The 17,759-nt window shown below is 67.5% G+C and carries 15 protein-coding genes and 2 pseudogenes; 6 read left to right on the top strand and 11 right to left on the bottom strand.

Annotated features, from left to right (window positions below):
• Positions 1 to 439: pseudogene (locus tag Y694_RS03145) on the bottom strand (hypothetical protein); the annotation flags it as partial.
• A gap of 170 nt (positions 440 to 609) precedes the next feature.
• Here Y694_RS03145 and trxA point away from each other — a divergent pair.
• The 5 genes from trxA (at position 610) to Y694_RS03120 (ending at position 6,038) form a co-directional block, all read left to right on the top strand.
• Positions 610 to 939 carry a thioredoxin TrxA gene (gene trxA, locus Y694_RS03140; RefSeq protein WP_011828882.1) on the top strand — a complete coding sequence of 110 codons (330 nt, stop codon included), beginning with the start codon at positions 610 to 612 and terminating at the stop codon, positions 937 to 939.
• Between the two features lie 238 nt (positions 940 to 1,177).
• Positions 1,178 to 2,440, top strand: a complete 1,263-nt coding sequence (gene rho, locus Y694_RS03135; RefSeq protein ID WP_036229752.1) for a transcription termination factor Rho — start codon at positions 1,178 to 1,180, stop codon at positions 2,438 to 2,440.
• A gap of 124 nt (positions 2,441 to 2,564) precedes the next feature.
• Positions 2,565 to 2,825, top strand: a complete 261-nt coding sequence (locus Y694_RS03130; RefSeq protein WP_036229732.1) for a type B 50S ribosomal protein L31 — start codon at positions 2,565 to 2,567, stop codon at positions 2,823 to 2,825.
• A gap of 169 nt (positions 2,826 to 2,994) precedes the next feature.
• A complete protein-coding gene (locus Y694_RS03125) occupies positions 2,995 to 4,662 on the top strand; it encodes a hypothetical protein (RefSeq protein ID WP_036229729.1) in 1,668 nt (555 codons plus the stop codon).
• On the top strand, positions 4,659 to 6,038 hold the full coding sequence (locus Y694_RS03120; RefSeq protein ID WP_051495534.1) for an MATE family efflux transporter: 1,380 nt from the start codon (positions 4,659 to 4,661) through the stop codon (positions 6,036 to 6,038). The genes Y694_RS03125 and Y694_RS03120 overlap by 4 nt, the downstream gene beginning before the upstream one ends.
• Here the strand turns inward: Y694_RS03120 and phoR are convergent.
• From phoR to pstS, 7 genes and pseudogenes are all read right to left on the bottom strand, one after another.
• The gene (gene phoR, locus Y694_RS03115) at positions 5,981 to 7,363 is read right to left on the bottom strand and encodes a phosphate regulon sensor histidine kinase PhoR (protein WP_036229726.1); all 1,383 of its coding nucleotides are present in this window, start codon (positions 7,361 to 7,363) and stop codon (positions 5,981 to 5,983) included. The genes Y694_RS03120 and phoR overlap by 58 nt on opposite strands.
• A 29-nt stretch (positions 7,364 to 7,392) precedes the next feature.
• A pseudogene (gene phoB, locus Y694_RS03110) lies at positions 7,393 to 8,093 on the bottom strand (phosphate regulon transcriptional regulator PhoB).
• Between the two features lie 19 nt (positions 8,094 to 8,112).
• Complete coding sequence (phoU, locus tag Y694_RS03105; protein WP_011828875.1) at positions 8,113 to 8,820, bottom strand: phosphate signaling complex protein PhoU; 708 nt, start codon at positions 8,818 to 8,820, stop codon at positions 8,113 to 8,115.
• 16 nt (positions 8,821 to 8,836) lie between these two features.
• Positions 8,837 to 9,622 (bottom strand): phosphate ABC transporter ATP-binding protein PstB, encoded by a 786-nt coding sequence (pstB, locus tag Y694_RS03100; RefSeq protein ID WP_011828874.1) that lies wholly within the window; start codon positions 9,620 to 9,622, stop codon positions 8,837 to 8,839.
• Between the two features lie 13 nt (positions 9,623 to 9,635).
• Positions 9,636 to 10,520, bottom strand: coding sequence for a phosphate ABC transporter permease PstA (pstA, locus tag Y694_RS03095; protein WP_036229721.1), 885 nt, complete (start codon positions 10,518 to 10,520; stop codon positions 9,636 to 9,638).
• The gene (gene pstC / locus Y694_RS03090; protein ID WP_049820778.1) at positions 10,517 to 11,494 is read right to left on the bottom strand and encodes a phosphate ABC transporter permease PstC; all 978 of its coding nucleotides are present in this window, start codon (positions 11,492 to 11,494) and stop codon (positions 10,517 to 10,519) included. The genes pstA and pstC overlap by 4 nt, the downstream gene beginning before the upstream one ends.
• 129 nt (positions 11,495 to 11,623) lie before the next feature.
• Complete coding sequence (gene pstS / locus Y694_RS03085) at positions 11,624 to 12,664, bottom strand: phosphate ABC transporter substrate-binding protein PstS (protein ID WP_036229718.1); 1,041 nt, start codon at positions 12,662 to 12,664, stop codon at positions 11,624 to 11,626.
• Between the two features lie 219 nt (positions 12,665 to 12,883).
• Between pstS and Y694_RS03080 the strand changes: the two genes are divergently transcribed.
• Positions 12,884 to 13,369: a fasciclin domain-containing protein gene (locus tag Y694_RS03080; RefSeq protein WP_036229716.1), complete on the top strand. Its 486-nt coding sequence runs from the start codon at positions 12,884 to 12,886 to the stop codon at positions 13,367 to 13,369.
• Positions 13,370 to 13,412: 43 nt separating this feature from the next.
• Here the strand turns inward: Y694_RS03080 and glmM are convergent, their stop codons facing one another.
• From glmM to ftsH, 3 genes are all read right to left on the bottom strand, one after another.
• Positions 13,413 to 14,786, bottom strand: coding sequence for a phosphoglucosamine mutase (gene glmM / locus Y694_RS03075; protein WP_036229713.1), 1,374 nt, complete (start codon positions 14,784 to 14,786; stop codon positions 13,413 to 13,415).
• A 43-nt stretch (positions 14,787 to 14,829) separates the two neighbouring features.
• Entirely contained in the window at positions 14,830 to 15,666 is an 837-nt protein-coding gene (gene folP, locus Y694_RS03070; protein WP_036229710.1) for a dihydropteroate synthase, read from the bottom strand.
• Between the two features lie 82 nt (positions 15,667 to 15,748).
• Positions 15,749 to 17,671 carry an ATP-dependent zinc metalloprotease FtsH gene (gene ftsH, locus Y694_RS03065; protein WP_011828867.1) on the bottom strand — a complete coding sequence of 641 codons (1,923 nt, stop codon included), beginning with the start codon at positions 17,669 to 17,671 and terminating at the stop codon, positions 15,749 to 15,751.
• Positions 17,672 to 17,759 lie beyond the last annotated feature (88 nt).

The raw sequence follows: 17,759 nt of genomic DNA, 5'->3' as shown, positions 1-17,759 counted from the left end.
CCTTCTCGAGCCAGGCCGCGCGCTGGGCCGGCGGCAGCGCCAGCCTGGCGCGCGCCAGCACCTGCGCCGTCTCGTTCAGGCGCGCGACGGCGAGCGCGAAGCCGCGCGGATCGCGATGCGGCCAATCCGGAACCTGCTCGCGCAGCAGTTGTGCGGCCTGCAGCGGATCGGCCACCGGATCGAAAGCCAGTTCGCCTGGTGCGGCCGGCTGCGGTGGACCGAGCGAACGCTGCAAGGTCTGCGTCGTCTCGAAACGCGGTATCCAGGGCGCGTGGTCGAGCGCCAGCCAGGCGGCCCGCGCCAACGAAAGATGCTGAGCAAAGGGCAGCAGCACGACGACATCCCGCGATGCAAGGGCCTCGCGGCGCGAAAACGCCGCGATCTCGCGCACCAGGCGCGTCCAGCATGCGGCGACCGCCAGGTCGGCCTCGGGTGGCATGTCCTTGGCGGCAGGGTCCGGTGTCGGATTCAGGGGCGGGATCCTTCTATCGTCCCCATAGCGTGCAGGGCCGGCGCCGCGCGGCGCGCCAGGGGGCCTTGTGTCAAAATCATTGTGCCCTGGAAGCTCGTGCGAACTGCGCACGACAGGCGGCAGTTGAAGGACCCATGATGGCCAGCGAACTGATCAAACACGTCTCCGATGCGTCGTTCGACGACGACGTGCTCAAGTCCGGTACTCCCGTGCTGGTCGATTACTGGGCCGAGTGGTGCGGCCCGTGCAAGATGATTGCCCCGATCCTCGACGAAGTCGCCAAGGATTACGGCAGCAAGCTGCAGATCGCGAAGATGAACGTCGACGAGAACCGCGACGTGCCGGCGAAGTTCGGTATCCGCGGCATTCCGACGCTGATGCTGTTCAAGGGCGGGCAACTGGCCGCCACCAAGGTCGGCGCCCTGAACAAGTCGCAGTTGACCGCATTCCTCGACGGCCACCTATAATCGCTGCAAACGTGCCGGGGCGAGGCCACCCGCCTGCCCCGAGCACCAGCGAGATTGCCGCCACGCTGCATCCAGCGCGTGGAGCCGGCACCCCCTCCCAGAACACCTGTCCTACCGTCGATCGCATGTCGATCGGCACCGACCGCGAGCGGTCCGGGCCCTATCCAGAGCCTGCGATCGCCCGACTCCGGTGGCGCCCGTTTTCCGGGTGGTCACGCTTGCCCCCGAGGTGCGCTTCATGCATCTATCCGAACTCAAAGCCCAGCACATATCCGAACTGATCAAGGTCGCCGAAACCTTGGAGATCGAGAACAGCGCCCGCATGCGCAAGCAGGAGCTGATGTTCGCGATCATGAAGAAGCGCGCCAAGCAGGGCGAGCAGGTGTTCGGCGACGGCGTGCTGGAAGTTCTGCCCGACGGCTTCGGCTTCCTGCGCTCCCCCGAGGCGAGCTATCTCGCGAGCACCGACGACATCTACCTCAGCCCCAGCCAGATCCGCCGCTTCAACCTGCACACCGGCGACATGATCGAAGGCGAGGTGCGCGTCCCCAAGGACGGCGAGCGCTACTTCGCCCTGGTGAAGGTGGACATCGTCAACGGCATCACGCCGGAGGAGAACAAGCAGAAGATCATGTTCGAGAACCTGACGCCCTTGTTCCCCAAGGAGCAGTTCAAGCTCGAACGTGACATCAAGGCCGAGGAGAACATCACCAGCCGCATCGTCGATCTGATCGCCCCGCTGGGCAAGGGCCAGCGGGCGCTGCTGGTGTCGGCCCCGAAGAGTGGCAAGACGGTGATGATGCAGAACCTCGCGCACGCCATCACCGCCAACTACCCGGAAGTGCACCTGATCGTGCTGCTGGTCGACGAGCGGCCCGAGGAAGTGACCGAGATGCAGCGCACGATCCGCGGCGAGGTCATCAGTTCCACCTTCGACGAGCCCGCCGCACGCCACGTGCAGGTGGCCGAGATGGTGATCGAGCGCGCCAAGCGGCTGGTGGAGCTGAAGAAGGACGTGGTGATCCTGCTCGACTCGATCACCCGCCTGGCGCGCGCTTACAACAACGTGCTTCCCTCCTCCGGCAAGGTGCTGACGGGTGGCGTCGATGCCAATGCGCTGCAGCGCCCCAAGCGCTTCTTCGGCGCCGCGCGCAACATCGAGGAAGGCGGTTCGCTGACCATCATCGGCACCGCGCTGGTCGACACCGGCAGCCGCATGGACGAGGTGATCTACGAGGAGTTCAAGGGCACCGGCAACTGCGAGATCCACCTGGATCGCCGCATGGCCGAGAAGCGCGTCTACCCGTCGATCCTGCTGAACAAGTCGGGCACCCGCCGCGAGGAGCTGCTGCTCAAGCCAGAGATCCTGCAGAAGACCTGGATCTTGCGCAAGCTGCTCTATTCGATGGACGAGATCGAGGCGATGGAGTTCATCCTCGACAAGATGAAGGCCACGAAGACCAACCTCGACTTCTTCGACATGATGCGCCGCGGCGGCTGAGCCCCTGGCCTAAGTCGTTGATGCATGGCATAATTTCAGGCTTTCGCCATGGCGGAAAGTGCGTTGTATGGCCGCAGTGGCGACTCAGCGTGGCTCCCGCACCCAGACCCTGCGAGGATTCGAGATGAAAGACGGCATTCACCCCAGCTACCGCGACGTGTGCTTCGTGGACCTCTCCAACGGTTTCAAGTTCGTGACGCGTTCGTGCGCCCAGACCCGCGAAACCGTCAAGATGGACGACGGCCGCGAACTGCCGCTGTTCAAGCTCGAGACCACCAGCGAATCGCATCCGTTCTACACCGGCACCCAGAAGAGCGTCGACTCCCTGGGCGGTCGCGTCGAGAAGTTCCGCAACAAGTTCGCGCACCTCGGCGCCAAGAAGTGACGGCGGTTCGCACACGTGCAAAGGCAGCCTCGGCTGCCTTTTTTGTTGCCGACTCGGGCCCCGGGACCGCGACCTGCCGGGGCACCGCCACGTTCGGTGCGCCTGCTTTACGTTCGCGGTCGCGGCTTTTGCTGCAAGATGCCGCGTCGTCGCCACCGCCCCTTCCGTCTTGAGCACCCCCACTCCCGCCCTTGTCTCGCAGCGTGCCGTCGAGCGCCTGCCACGCAGCGCGCTGCTGCTGTTCTGTGCCGCCTATGTGCTGCCCGGTCTGTTCGGGAGAGATCCCTGGCGCAATGCCGACATCACCGCCTTCGGCTACATGTTCAGCCTGGCGCAGGGTGGGGCCGACCTGTTGTCGCCCTCGATTGCCGGGCTGCCGGCAGACGGCGCCCTGCTGCCGTATTGGCTCGGTGCATTGGGCATCCACTTGTTCGGCGGTCTGCTCGATCCGGCGCTCGCGGCCCGCCTGCCATTCGCGCTGCTGCTGGTCGGCGTGCTGGTCTTCACCTGGTACGGCACCTACCACCTGGCCAGGACCGACAACGCCCAGCCGCTGCCGTTCGCCTTCGGCGGCGAGGCCAGCCCGGTCGACTACGCGCGGGCCATCGCCGACGGCGCCCTGCTGGCCCTGATGGCCACGCTCGGCCTGCTGCAGCTGGGGCACGAAACCACGCCGGAGCTGATGCAGTTGTTCGCGGCAGCGCTGTTCTTCTATGCCATGGCGGCGAGTGTCTCGCGCCGCTGGGCGTCGCGCGGGGCCGTGCTGCTGGCCCTGCCGGTACTGGCCGCCAGCGGCGCGCCGGCCATCGGACTGGGCTACGCGCTGGCCGGCGCTGTCGTCTGCCTGCGGTCCAGCTATCCGCTGGCCCGGCTGTTCTCGCTCTGGATCGCGGGGGCTGCCGCGCTGGCGTCCACCATCGCGCTGGCGATCGGCGCCTGGAGCTGGCGGCTCGGCACGCCCGACGTCAGCCAGGTGGTGCAGTTGCTGGCCTGGTTCGCCTGGCCGGCCTGGGCGATGGCCGGCTGGACGCTGTGGCGCTGGCGGGGCCACCTGATGCATCGGCACATCGCGGTGCCCGCCACCGCGGCAGCCGTCGCGCTGCTCGCCTGCATCGGCATGGGCGGCTCCGACCGGGCGCTGATGCTGGCCCTCCCGCCGCTGGCCGCGCTGGCCGCGTTCGCCTTGCCGACCCTGCAGCGCAGCGTGTCGGCCGCGATCGACTGGTTCTCGGTCGCGTTCTTCAGCATCGCCGCCATCGCGGTGTGGGTCGTCTACGCCGCATTGCAGACCGGGGTGCCGGCCAAGACCGCCTCCAACGTTGCCCGGCTGGTGCCGGGCTACCAGAGCAGCTTCGCGTGGTTCCCGCTGCTGGCGGCCGTGGCCGGCACCCTAGCGTGGCTGCTGCTGGTGCGCTGGCGCACCGGTCGCCATCGTCCCGTGCTCTGGAAGAGCCTCGTGCTGCCGGCCGGCGGCCTGAGCCTGTGCTGGCTGCTGGCCATGACACTGTTGCTGCCGGTTCTGGACTACGCGCGCAGCGACCGCCCGCTGGTCGAGCGCATCGCCCAGCATGTGCCGAGCGACGCCTGCATCGCCACGGTCGGCCTGCCACGGGCCCAGCTGGCCGCGCTGGAGTACCACGGTGGCTGGCGTGTCGAGACGCACCCGGTCCCGCCGCAAACCGGCTGCGAGTTCCTGCTGACCACGGCGCGCGCGAACGCCGTGACCGAGACGCTGGCGCGGCCCGGGTGGAAGCTGCTGGCGCGCGAGCGCCGACCGACCGATCGCGCCGAGCAGACCGTCGTCTACCGACGCGATCTCGCGAGCGCCGGCCGGTGAGCGGCGCGGGGACCACCGGACGCATCGCGCGCCACGCCACATCGATCCTGGTCGGCCAGGTGGCGGTGATCGGCTACACCGTGGCAGACACGGTGATGACCGGTCGCCACGACAGCACCGATCTGGCCGCGCTGTCGATCGGAGCAGCGGTCTACATCTGCGTCTACATCGCGCTGACCGGCGTGCTCCAGGCGCTGATCCCGGTGGTGGGCCACCATCACGGTGCGGGCAACCACGAAGGCGTCCGCGGCAGCTTCCAGCAGGGCGTGTGGCTGGCGCTGGCGATCGCACTGCCGGGCATGACCGTGCTGCTCTTCCCCGGCCTGGCGCTGAGCTGGGCCCGGACGGATGCGGCGGTGCTCGAGCGCGTGCAGTCCTACCTCGGCTGGCTGGCCTGGTCGCTGCCGGCGGGCCTGCTGTTCCGTGTCTACAGCGGCCTCAACCAGGGCCTGTCGCGGCCGCTGCTGGTCACCTTGCTCCAGCTGATGGCGCTGGGCCTCAAGCTGCCGCTCAACGCCTGGCTGATCTTCGGAGGCGCCGGCGTGCCGGCGCTCGGTGTGGCCGGATGCGCGATCGCCACGCTGATCGTGCAGTGCACGCTGGCCGGCGTGGCCGCGCTGATGCTGATGCATCATCCGGCCTATCGCGAACTGCAGCTGTTCGCCCGCTGGTCACGGCCGCGCTGGGACGCGCAGCGCGAACTGCTGCGGCTCGGCCTGCCCAGCGGGGCGGCACTGTTCTTCGAAGTGACCGGCTTCGCGCTGATGGCGGTGTTCATCGCCCGCCTGGGCACCACGCCGCTGGCGGGACACCAGATCGCCGCCAACGTGGCGGCGGTGCTGTACATGCTGCCCTTGTCGATCGGCATCGCCACCGGCGCCCAGACTGCGCAGGCCCTCGGCGCCGGCGACCGCACGCAGGCGCGGCGCATCTGGCGGCAGGGCCTGTGGCTCGCGCTGGCGCTGGTGGCGATGCTCGGTGCACTGCTGGCCGGGCTGCGCGGCCCGCTCGCGCGCGCTTACAGCCCGGACCCGGCCGTGCAGGCCGTGGCCACCCAGCTGCTGCTGTTCGTCGCCGCGAGCCAGCTCGCCGACGCCACTCAATGCATTGCCTCCTTCGCGCTGCGCGCCTACCGCATCGCGCTGCTCCCGGCGTTGAGCTATGCGATCGGGCTGTGGGGCATCGGCCTGGCCGGCGGGGCCTGGCTCGCCTTCAGCCCGCCGCCGGTCTGGCCGAACGCGCTGGCGGGCCCGGCCGCATTCTGGCTGGCCAACGTGGTGGCGCTCGGCTGCGTCAGCGCGTTGCTGCTGGCCCTGCTTCAGCGCGTGTCGGCCGTGAGGTCGCCCACGGGGACCTCCGGGTCGCTGGCCGGCTGAGGTGTCGTCGGCGCCGCCACGCAGCGCAGGCGCGCGGCCGGAAAGACGAGACGGAAGGTCGAGCCCTTGCCGGGCTCGCTCTGCACGTCGAGTTCGCCGCCGTGGCGCTGCGCGACGTGCTTCACGATCGACAGTCCCAGGCCGGTGCCGCCGGTGTCGCGCGAGCGGCTGCCATCGACCCGGTAGAAGCGCTCGGTCAAGCGCGGAAGGTGCTCACGCTCGATGCCCAGGCCGGTATCCCTGACGGCGAACTCGCCGCTGCCGTCGGCCAGCCGGCGCCAGCTGATGTCGATGCGTCCGCCTTCGGGTGTGTAGCGCACGGCGTTGTTCGCCAGGTTGGTGAGCGCGCTCAGCAGCTCCGTTTCGGCTCCGGCGATCTGTGCACTGTCGTCGCCAGCCAGCGTCAGCGTGTGCCGGCCCTGCGACAGCGTGCGGGCGTCGGCCTCGACCAGCTGCAGCAGCCGCGACACCGCGATCCAGCGGTCGGCGGCCGGACGCGGGCTGCCCTCGAGCTGCGCGAGCGTCAGCAGGTCGCTCACCAGCGTCTGCATGCGCTGAGCCTGCTGGCTCATCAACACGAGCACGCGACGCGACTCCACCTCGGTCAGCGGCAGCGTGCTCATGGTCTCGATGAACCCCGAAAGCACCGTCAGCGGCGTGCGGATCTCGTGCGACACGTTGGCCACGAAATCACGGCGCATGGCGTCGGCCCGTTCGCGCTCGGTGATGTCCTGCGACAGCACCAGCTTCATGCCTTCACCATAGTCGCGCACCAGGACCGACAGCGTGCCCAGGCCGTTCGGGCTGGGGAAGACCACCGCCTCCCGGTAGACGCCGGCCTGCAGGTAGGCCACGAAGGCCGGCGCGCGTACGAGGTTGGTGATGCGCTGCAGCCGGTCGCGCCGCGGGTCGAGACCGAAGTGCGAGGCCGCCACCGAATTGCACCAGTCGATCTGCCCGTTGACGTCGAGCATCAGCACGCCGTTCGGCGAGGCCTCGATCGCGTCGAGGAACTGTGCGAGCCGCGCCTTCTCCTGCACCGTGCTGCGCTCACGCGCCCGGATGCCGCGTTCGACGCGGTAGGCGATCTCGCCCCAGAAGCCGGCGTCACGCGGCGCGTCGGTGTCCTGCGAGCCGCGCAACCAGGCGATCAGCCGCGCGCCGCGCAGGGTGTCCACGGCGGCGATCAAACCGATCGCCAGCGCGCCACCCAGCAAGGCACCCAGGATCGGCGCGCGCACCGCTGCGCCGGTCACATAGCCGACCGTCCCGCCCAGCAGCAGCGCGACAAGGCAGGAGAAGAGGCGCGGAAACAGCCAGGTCAAGTGGACTCACCCCGCGGGTGGCCGGCCGATCAGGCCGCGGCGGCCGCCATCTGCTGCGTCAGGCGGTAGCCGGCGCCCCGCACCGTCTCGATCATCGTCGAGCAGGCCACCGGCGCCAGCGCTTCTCGCAGACGCTTCACATGCACGTCGACCGTGCGCTCCTCGATGAAGACATGGTCGCCCCACACGCGGTCGAGCAACTGGGCACGGCTGTGCACCCGCTCGGGGTGCGTCATGAGGAAATGCAACAGACGGAACTCGGTAGGCCGATCTTGACCTCCTGCTCGCCGCGCGCCACGCGGCGCGTCGACGGGTCGAGCCTCAGCACGCCGAGTTCGACAGCGCTGTCGAGCGCCTCCGGCGCCTTGCGGCGCAGCACGGCACGGATGCGCGCCATCAGCTCGTGGGTGGAGAACGGCTTGGTCAGGTAGTCGTCGGCGCCCGCGTCGAGGCCGGCGACCTTGTCGCCCTCCTCCGCGCGCGCGGTCAGCATGATGACCGGCAGCTCCTTGGTGCGGCTCTCGCCGCGCCAGCGCTTCGCTAGCGCCAGACCCGACTGGCCTGGCAGCATCCAGTCCAGGATCACCAGATCGGGCAGCACGCTGTCGATCGCGAGCTGCGCCTGGTCGGCGGTGGCCGCGATCGTCACTTCGTAGCCGGCATGCCGCAGGTTGATCGAAATCAGTTCGGCGATCGCCGACTCGTCTTCCACCACCAGCACTCGGCTCATCGTTCGCTCCTTATGAGAGTCACTTGACCATCGACTCCACGGTCTCGACGGGGTTGTGGCGCACGTCCATGCCCTTGACGATGTAGATGATCTGCTCGGCCAGGTTCTTGGCATGGTCGCCCACGCGCTCGATCGCCTTCGCCACGAACACCAGGTCGATGCTCGACGAGATGGTGCGCGGATCTTCCATCATGAAGGTGATCAGCTTGCGCATCAGGCCTTCGAACTCCTGGTCGATCTGGTCGTCCTGCTTGATCACCTCGATCGCCTTCTCCACGTCGAGGCGCGCGAAGGCGTCGAGCGACTTGCGCAGCAGCGCGATCGCCAGCGTGGCCTCGAAGGACACGTCGGAGACCGGCAGCCGCAGGCGACTCGACACGCCCGTGTTGACCAGTCGCTGCACGGTGCGTGCCACGCGCGCCGCCTCGTCGCCGACACGCTCGAGGTTGCCGATGGTCTTGCTCACGGCGGTGAGCAGGCGCAGGTCGCGCGCGGTCGGCTGGCGCCGCGCGATGATGCTGGAGAGATCGCGGTCGATGTCCAGTTCCATCTGGTTGACCTTCTCCTCCTGCAGCAGCACCTGGCTCGCCGTCTCGCTGCTGAAGTTGGTCAAGGCGTACATCGCCTGTGCCACCTGGGACTCCACCAGGCCGCCCATCTCGAGCACGCGCGTGGAGATGCCGCTGAGTTCGCTGTCGAACTGCGTCGAGAGATGCTTGTCGCTCATGTTCGTTCCCCCTGGCTCAGCCGAAGCGGCCGGTGATGTAGTCCTCGGTGTCCTTCTTCTTCGGCTTCATGAAGAGCTCCGAAGTCGGGCCGAACTCGATCAGGTCGCCCAGGTACATGTAGGCGGTGTAGTCCGAACAGCGGGCAGCCTGCTGCATGTTGTGCGTGACGATCACCACGGTGTAATCCGACTTCAGTTCGTGGATCAGTTCCTCGATCTTGCCGGTAGAGATCGGGTCCAGTGCCGAACAGGGCTCGTCGAGCAGCAGCACCTCGGGCTTGATCGCGATGCCGCGCGCGATGCACAGGCGCTGTTGCTGACCGCCCGACAGGCCGGAGCCACTCTGGCCCAGCTTGTCCTTGACCTCGTTCCACAGCGCCGCCTTCTTCAAGGCCCACTCGACGCGCTCGTCCATCTCCACGCGCGGCAGGGTCTCGAACAGCTTCACACCGAAGGCGATGTTGTCGTAGATCGACATCGGGAACGGCGTGGGCTTCTGGAACACCATGCCGATCTTGGCGCGGATCAGCGAGACATCGTCCTTCGAGGTCAGGATGTTGTCGCCGTCGAGCAGGATCTGGCCTTCGGCACGCTGCTCCGGATAGAGCTCGAACATGCGGTTGAAGGTGCGCAGCAGCGTCGACTTGCCGCAGCCCGACGGCCCGATGAAGGCCGTGACCTTGTTCTCGGGAATGTCGAGGTGGATGTTCTTCAGCGCATGGAAGTGGCCGTAGTAGAAATTCAGGTTGCGCACCGCGAGCTTGGGCTTCTCGGTCACGGGCAGTTCGACTTTGACGTCCATGTCGAGTCCTTGGTCAGTGTTTGTTGCGGAACAGCACGCGCGCCAGGATGTTGAGCACCAGCACGCCGATCGTGATCAGGAACACCCCGGCCCACGCCAGCTTCTGCCAGTTCTCGTACGGGCTCAGCGCGAACTTGAAGATCGTGACCGGCAGGCTGGCCATCGGCTGGTTCAGGTCGGTGGTCCAGAACTGGTTGGACAGCGCGGTGAACAGCAGCGGCGCGGTTTCGCCGGCGATGCGGGCAATGGCGAGCAGCACGCCCGTCATCACGCCAGCGCGAGCCGATTTCAGCGTCACGGTCATGATGACCTTCCACTTCGGCGTGCCCAGCGCATACGCTGCCTCGCGCAGTGAGTTCGGGATGAGGCTCAGCATGTTCTCGGTGGTGCGGATCACCACCGGGATCACGATCAGCGCCAGCGCCATCACGCCGGCCAGGCCGGAGAAGCTCTTCATCTGCGCCACGACGACGGCGTAGATGAACAGGCCGATCACGATCGACGGCGCCGACAGCAGGATGTCGTTGATGAAGCGCGTGACGCTGCCCAGCCATGTCTTCTGGCCGTACTCGGCTAGGTAGACCCCGGCTAGCACGCCGACCGGCGTGCCGATGGCCGTCGCGAGCGACACCATCAACAGCGAGCCGAAGATCGCGTTCGCCAGACCACCGGTCTCGGCCTGCGGCGGCGGCGTCATCTCGGTGAACAGTGACAGCGCGAGGCCGCCGACCCCCAGACGCACCGTCTCGATCAGGATCCAGATCAACCAGAACACACCGAAGGACATGGCCGCCAGCGAGAGCATCAACGCGATCGCGTTGATGCGCTTGCGGCTGGCGTGCTTGCTCAGCCGCGAGGCCTGCAACGCGGCTGCGGAAGGACTTGCAATGCTGCTCATGAGCGACTCCCTTCACCCTTCTTCAACTGCGCCAGCAGCAGCTTCGAACAGGCCAGCACCACGAAGGTGATGAAGAACAGGACCAGGCCCAGGTAGATCAGAGACGCCTGGTGCAGGCCCTCGCCGGCCTCGGCGAACTCGTTGGCCAGGGCCGAGGTGATGCTGTTCGCCGCCTCGAACAGCGACAACGAATTGAGCTGGTTGAAGTTGCCGATGACGAAGGTGACCGCCATCGTCTCGCCCAGTGCACGCCCCAGCCCCAGCATGATGCCGCCGATGACGCCGGTCTTGGTGTACGGCAGCACGACCTTCGACACCACCTCCCAGGTGGTGGAGCCGAGACCGTAGGCCGACTCCTTGAGCATCGGCGGCGTGACCTCGAACACGTCGCGCATCACCGAGGCGATGAAGGGAATGATCATGATCGCCAGGATGATCCCGGCCGACAGGATGCCGATGCCCACCGGCGGGCCGCTGAACAGCGTGCCCAGCACCGGCACGCCATCGAAGGCGCCCTGCAGCGGCTGCTGCACGTAGGTCGAGAGGATGGGGGCGAACACCAGCAACCCCCACATGCCGTAGACGATCGACGGCACGGCGGCCAGCAGTTCGATCGCCACGCCCAGCGGCCGCTTCAGCCAGCCGGGGGAGAGTTCGGTCAGGAACAGCGCGATGCCGAAGCTCACCGGCACGCCGATCAGCAACGCGATGAACGAGGTCATCACGGTGCCGTAGATCATCACCAGCCCGCCATACTGGTTCTGGACCGGATCCCATTCGCTGCGCCACAGGAAACTCAGGCCGTATTCCTGGATGGCCGGTCCGGCGCCGATGATCAGCGACACGATGATGCCGACCAGCAGGCCGAGGGTCAGGATGGCGGCCGCGTGTGCAAGCACCGAGAACACGGTGTCGGCCCAGGGCGCCGCCTTGCGCACGACCGGCGGCCGATCCTGCGGGTCGGATCGTTCCATCTTGTCTTGATCGGGGTACGGGGTTGCAGGCAGTGTAGCGGCCACGTCGCCTCCTCCTTCGTTGCAGCAACAGGGAGGCGCATGCGCGCCTCCCCTCGAACCGACCCCTCCCAGGGTCGGCGTGGCAGGTCACTTGTAGGCGACGGCCTTGCCGGAGGCGTCCTTGATGTTGTCCGCCCACAGCTTGCGGATCATCGTCTTGACGGTGTCGGGCATCGGCACGTAGTCGAGGTCGGCCGCCATCTTGTCGCCGCTGCTGTAGGCCCACTCGAAGAACTTCAGCGCGTTGGCGGCGCTCTCGGGCTTGTCCTGAGACTTGTGCATCAGGATGAAGGTCGCGCCGGTGATCGGCCAGGCTTCCTTGCCCGGCTGCTCGGTCAGCACCTGGTAGAAGCTCTTCGCCCATTCCGCGCCGGCAGCGGCGGCCTTGAAGTTGTCTTCGTCCGGACCGACGAACTGGCCGTCCCTGTTCTTCAGCATCACGTGCGACATCTTGTTCTGCTTGGCGTACGCGTACTCGACATAGCCGATCGAGTTCGGCAGACGCTGCACGAAAGCCGACACGCCCTCGTTGCCCTTGCCGCCGGCGCCGGTCGGCCAGTTGACCGCGGTGCCTTCACCGACCTTGGTCTTCCATTCCGCGTTGACCTTGGACAGGTAGTTCGTGAACAGGAAGGTGGTGCCCGAACCGTCGGCGCGGCGCACCGCGGCGATCGAGGCATCGGGCAGCGTCACGCCGGCGTTGAGCGCGGCGATCGCGGGGTCGTTCCACTTGGTGATCTTCCCCAGATAGATGTCACCCAGCACCTGGCCGGTCAGCTTCATCTGGCCTGGGGCGATGCCCTTGATGTTGACGACCGGGACCACGCCGCCGATCACGGTCGGGAACTGCACCATGCCGTCCTTGGCCAGCTCTTCGTCCTTCAGCGGCGCATCGGACGCACCGAAATCGACCGTCTTGGCCTTGATCTGCTTGATCCCGCCGCCCGAACCGATCGACTGGTAGTTGAGGCGCGCGCCGGTGGCCTTGTTGTACGCATCGGCCCACTTCGAATAGACCGGGGCCGGGAAGGAGGCGCCGGCGCCGGTGATGTCCTGCGCCGAGGCAGTGCCGGCCACGGCGATCAGCGCGACCGCCGCGAGGGTGGAGCGGAGGAGAGAAACGTTCATGAGCAGCCCTTTCGAAGCTTGGTGGATCGATGGGCCGCACTCTAGGTGGGCTTTGTGACAGAGCCATGACGCGCCGCCGACAGTGGCGGGCCTGGACTTTTTCGTGACAGCGCCCTCGCCGATCCGTCACCGGAGTGTCACGATCGACTTCTATGCTCCGCGGCGATCGGCTTGGTGGGCTTGAGCCTCCGCCGCCCCTTCACAGAAACAGGAGTTTCCATGAACAAACGCACCCTGCTGCTCGCCACCTCGGCCGCCTGGCTGGCCCTGGCCGGCTGCGCTTCGACCCCAGCGCCGAAGACGATCGCCGGCACCGCGGCCGCGACGCCCTCGCTGTCGACCCTGAACAAGCTGATCGCCGAGGCGGGCCTCGCCGAGACACTGAGCGGCACCGGCCCCTACACCGTGTTCGCGCCGACCGACGACGCCTTCAAGGCCGTGCCGTCCAAGACCCTGGACGCCCTGAGCAAGGACAAGGAACAGCTCAAGGCGGTGCTGCTGTACCACGTGGCCCCGGGCAAGGTGCTGGCGGCCGACGTGCAACCGGGCAACCTGAAGACCGCGCAAGGCGCCAACCTGGCGGTAGCAAAGGCCGGAACCTTCCTGACGGTCGATGAAGCGCTGGTGACCCAGAGCGACGTGCTCGCCAGCAACGGCGTGGTGCATGTGATCGACAAGGTGCTGATCCCGCCGGTCAAGAAGTGACGTGGGCGGCGTGCCCGAGCCAAGGCGGCCCGCGCACGTCGGATCAAGCTCGGCGCACCGCGTCGGCCATGCGCTGGGCGCAGCGTTGCGCCAGGGCTGCGTCGCTGGCCTCGACCATCACGCGCAGCAGCGGCTCGGTGCCGGACGGCCGGATCAGGATGCGGCCGCGGTCGCCCAGTTCAGCCACCGACTCGCGCTGCGCCTCGGCGAGCGCGGCGCTGGCCTTCCAGTCCTGACCCGGCTGCAGCCGGACATTGAGCAGCACCTGCGGAAACAGCGTCAACCCCTCCAGCAGTTGCGCCAGGGTGCGCCCGCTGCGCACCACCGCCTGCAGCACCTGCAATGCGCTGACGAGCCCGTCGCCGGTGGTGTGCTTGTCCAGCGCGATCAGATGACCCGAGCCCTCGCCGCCGAGCTGCCAGCCGCGCGCCAGCAATTCCTCGAGCACGTAGCGGTCCCCGACCTTGGCGCGCACGAATGCGACGCCACGCGCCGCGAGGGCCTGCTCCACCGCGAGATTGGTCATCAGCGTCCCGACCACGCCGGGCACGCCGACGCGCGACGGCGCAGCGTCTTCCGACGGCTCGGCCGCGAGTCGGTCGAGCGTCATCAGGTACAGCAGTTCGTCGCCGTTGTAGAGACGACCCGTGGCATCGACCAGTTGCAGTCGGTCGGCATCGCCATCGAGCGCGATGCCGTAGTCGGCCTGATGGGCCTGCACGGCGCTCACCAGCGCCTCGGGATGGGTGGCCCCGAAGCCGTCGTTGATGTTGAGCCCGTTCGGGTTGCACCCGATGGAGATCACCTCGGCACCGAGTTCGTGGAACACCGCGGGCGCCACCTGGTAGGCGGCGCCGTGGGCGCCATCGACCACCAGCTTCAGGCCCTTCAGGCTCAGCTCACCGGCCACCGTGCTCTTGCAGAACTCGATGTAGCGGCCCTGGGCATCGTCGAGCCGGCGCGCCTTGCCGAGCCCACTGGAGTCGACCCACTGCGCCGGCTCCTCGACGGTGGCCTCGACCTGCTGCTCCCAGCGGTCGGGCAGCTTCTCCCCCTTGGACGAGAAGAACTTGATGCCGTTGTCGCCGTAGGGATTGTGCGAGGCACTGATGACGACACCCAGGTTGAGCCGCAGTGCCCGGGTGAGGTAGGCCACGCCGGGGGTGGGCAGCGGGCCGGTCAGCAACACGTCGACGCCGGCCGACGCGAAGCCCGCCTCCAGGGCCGACTCCAGCATGTAGCCCGAGATGCGCGTGTCCTTGCCGATCAGCACCGTGGGCCGCGACGCCGGGGAGGTCTGTTGCGATTTCAGCACCCGACCGACCGCATGACCGAGGCGCAACACGAAGTCGGGCGTGATCGGTGCCTGGCCGACGGCGCCACGGATGCCGTCGGTGCCGAAATAGGTTCTGCTCATGGGGTGCCATTGTGCCGGGCGCCCGGCGAGGCGAACCCTGCGCTCAGGGGCAAAGACCGGCAGCCCGCCACACTTTCAACGCATCGACGGTGGCGGCCACGTCGTGCACGCGCACGATGCGCGCCCCGCGCTGCACCGAGGCGAGCGCCGCCGCGACGCTGGGCACCAGGCGGTCGCCGAGCTCGCGGCCGGTCAGCCGGCCCAGCACGCCCTTGCGCGACCAGCCCGCCAGCAGCGGCAGCCCCAGGCCCAGCAGCTCTTGCTGACGGACCAGCAGCGCCACGTTGTGCTCGGTGCGCTTGCCGAAGCCGATGCCCGGGTCGAGCGTGATCCGGGCGTCGTCGACGCCCCGCGCTCGCAGCGCTTCAACGCGCGCCCGCAGGAAGGAGCGCACCTCGGTCACCACGTCGTCGTACTGCGGATCGCCGTCCTGCATGGTCTTCGGCTGGTCGCCGCGCATGTGCATCAGGCAGACGCCGCAGTTCGCATGCGCGGTCACCACGTCCAGAGCCCCGGGTTCGCGCAGCGCCTTGATGTCGTTGACGATGTCCACACCGAGGTCGAGCGCGGCGCGCATCACCTCGGGCTTGTAGCTGTCGAGCGACACAGGTACGCCGAGCGCCATCGCGCCGCGCAGCACCGGCAGCACGCGTGCCAGTTCGTCCTGCAGCGGCACCGGCTCCGCGCCCGGGCGGGTCGATTCGCCACCAATGTCGAGGATGTCGGCGCCGTCCTTCAGCAACTGCTCGCAGTGGGCCAGCGCCCCGGCGGCGCCCCCATGCAGCCCGCCATCGGAGAAGGAGTCCGGCGTGACGTTGACGATGCCCATGACGCGCGGGGCGACGAGATCGATGCGGAATCGCGTGGTCTGCCAGAACATCGTGGGGTCAGTGGGGAAAAGAGATCCGCTCAAAGCAAACGGGGCCGAAGCCCCGTTGCGCGATCGACAAACGAGCGGAACGTCAGACCGCGGCCGGAGCACCGTCGGTGCTGACGGCCGGCGTGCCGCCGTTGCCGCTGCCGCCGTTGACGCCGGCCGCGCTACTGGGCGTCCAGTCCTTCGGCGGCCGCGGCGGCTTGCCGCCCATGATGTCGTCGATCTGCTCCGCGTCGATGGTTTCCCATTCCAGCAGCGCCTTCGCCATCGCGTGCATCTTGTCCTGGTTGTCCTCGATGAGCTTGCGGGCGGTGGTGTACTGCTCGTCGATGATGCGGCGGATCACCGAGTCGACCTTGCGCATCGTCTCTTCGGACATGTTGGTCGTCTTCGTGACCGAGCGGCCGAGGAAGACCTCGCCTTCGTTCTCGGAGTAGACCATCGGGCCCAGTTCGTCGGTCATGCCATAGCGCATCACCATGTCGCGGGCGATCTGGGTCGCGCGCTCGAAGTCGTTGCTGGCGCCGGTGGTCATCTGGTTCATGAACACCTCTTCGGCGATTCGTCCGCCGAACAGCACCGAGATCGTACTCAGCATGCGCTCCTTGTCCATGCTGTAGCGGTCGGTCTCCGGCAACTGCATGGTCACGCCCAGCGCGCGGCCACGCGGGATCACGGTGACCTTGTGCACCGGGTCGGTCTTGGGCATCAGACGCGCCACCAGTGCGTGGCCAGCCTCGTGGTAGGCGGTGTTGCGGCGCTCCTCCTCTGGCATGACCATGGACTTGCGCTCGGGGCCCATCATGATCTTGTCCTTGGCCTTCTCGAAGTCGGCCATCTCGACCACGCGGGCGCTGCGCCGCGCGGCGAACAGGGCCGCCTCGTTGACTAGGTTGGCCAGGTCGGCACCCGAGAAGCCCGGCGTGCCGCGCGCCAGGATGTCGGCGCGGATGTCCTGGCCGATCGGCACCTTGCGCATGTGCACGTTCAGGATCTGCTCGCGGCCCCGCACGTCGGGCAGCGTCACGTAGACCTGGCGGTCGAAACGGCCCGGACGCAGCAGAGCCGGATCCAGGATGTCGGGCCGGTTGGTGGCCGCCATCACGATGACGCCGAGGTTGGTCTCGAAGCCGTCCATCTCGACCAACATCTGATTCAGCGTTTGCTCGCGTTCGTCGTTGCCGCCGCCCAGGCCAGCGCCGCGGTGGCGCCCGACCGCGTCGATTTCATCGACGAAGATGATGCAGGGCGCGCTCTTCTTGGCCTGCTCGAACATGTCGCGCACACGCGCCGCGCCGACACCGACGAACATCTCGACGAAGTCGGAACCCGAGATCGAGAAGAACGGCACCTTCGCCTCGCCGGCGATCGCCTTGGCGAGCAGGGTCTTGCCGGTGCCTGGCGGGCCGACCAGCAACACGCCGCGCGGGATGCGCCCACCGAGCTTCTGGAACTTCTGCGGGTCCTTCAGGAAGTCGACCAACTCCTTGACTTCCTCTTTCGCTTCGTCACAACCGGCAACGTCGGCAAACGTGGTGGAGTTGTTGGCTTCGTCCAGCATCCTCGCCTTGGACTTGCCGAAACTGAAGGCGCCGCCCTTGCCGCCGCCCTGCATCTGTCGCATGAAATAGATCCACACGCCGATCAGCAGCAACATCGGACCCCAGCTGAGCAGGATGCTCATCAAGATCGACGGCTCCTCCCGCGGCTTGACGTCGAACTTCACGCCGTTGTTGATCAGGTCTCCGACCAGCCCCCGATCAAGGTAAGTGGCGGTGGTGCGCAGCGTCTTGCCATCGGTGGTGGCCGCCCGGATCTCCGTCGCACCGTTGCCGCTCTCCTGCAGGGTAACGGTCGAGATGCGCTTGCTGCGCACCTCTTCGAGGAAGTCGGAATAGCCGATCTGCCCGCCCGCGGCCGCCGTGCGGTCGAACTGCTTGAACACGGTGAACAGCACCAGGGCGATCACCAGCCAGACAGCGACCTTCGAGAACCATTGATTGTTCACCGCGGCTCCTTCACCGAATCCTGCCCGAAATGGGCGTCACTCACTTGCTGCACGGGATATGTCTCACTCTCGCGGGATATGGGGCCGA

Source organism: Methylibium sp. T29-B (assembly GCF_000576225.1).
In the GTDB taxonomy this organism is placed as follows: Bacteria; Pseudomonadota; Gammaproteobacteria; order Burkholderiales; family Burkholderiaceae_C; genus Methylibium; species Methylibium petroleiphilum.
Note: the sequence above shows the minus strand (reverse complement) of the source record. Positions and strands in the feature narration are given on the sequence as shown.

Excerpts from the sequence above, each read along its gene's own strand:
- pstA (WP_036229721.1), bottom strand. The coding sequence starts at position 10,520 with ATGAGCAGCATTGCAAGTCCTTCCGCAGCCGCGTTGCAGGCCTCGCGG.
- phoU (WP_011828875.1), bottom strand. The coding sequence starts at position 8,820 with ATGAGCGACAAGCATCTCTCGACGCAGTTCGACAGCGAACTCAGCGGC.
- Y694_RS03130 (WP_036229732.1), top strand. The coding sequence starts at position 2,565 with ATGAAAGACGGCATTCACCCCAGCTACCGCGACGTGTGCTTCGTGGAC.
- folP (WP_036229710.1), bottom strand. The coding sequence starts at position 15,666 with ATGTTCTGGCAGACCACGCGATTCCGCATCGATCTCGTCGCCCCGCGC.
- pstB (WP_011828874.1), bottom strand. The coding sequence starts at position 9,622 with ATGGACGTCAAAGTCGAACTGCCCGTGACCGAGAAGCCCAAGCTCGCG.
- Y694_RS03080 (WP_036229716.1), top strand. The coding sequence starts at position 12,884 with ATGAACAAACGCACCCTGCTGCTCGCCACCTCGGCCGCCTGGCTGGCC.
- trxA (WP_011828882.1), top strand. The coding sequence starts at position 610 with ATGGCCAGCGAACTGATCAAACACGTCTCCGATGCGTCGTTCGACGAC.
- glmM (WP_036229713.1), bottom strand. The coding sequence starts at position 14,786 with ATGAGCAGAACCTATTTCGGCACCGACGGCATCCGTGGCGCCGTCGGC.
- pstS (WP_036229718.1), bottom strand. The coding sequence starts at position 12,664 with ATGAACGTTTCTCTCCTCCGCTCCACCCTCGCGGCGGTCGCGCTGATC.
- rho (WP_036229752.1), top strand. The coding sequence starts at position 1,178 with ATGCATCTATCCGAACTCAAAGCCCAGCACATATCCGAACTGATCAAG.
- pstC (WP_049820778.1), bottom strand. The coding sequence starts at position 11,494 with ATGGAACGATCCGACCCGCAGGATCGGCCGCCGGTCGTGCGCAAGGCG.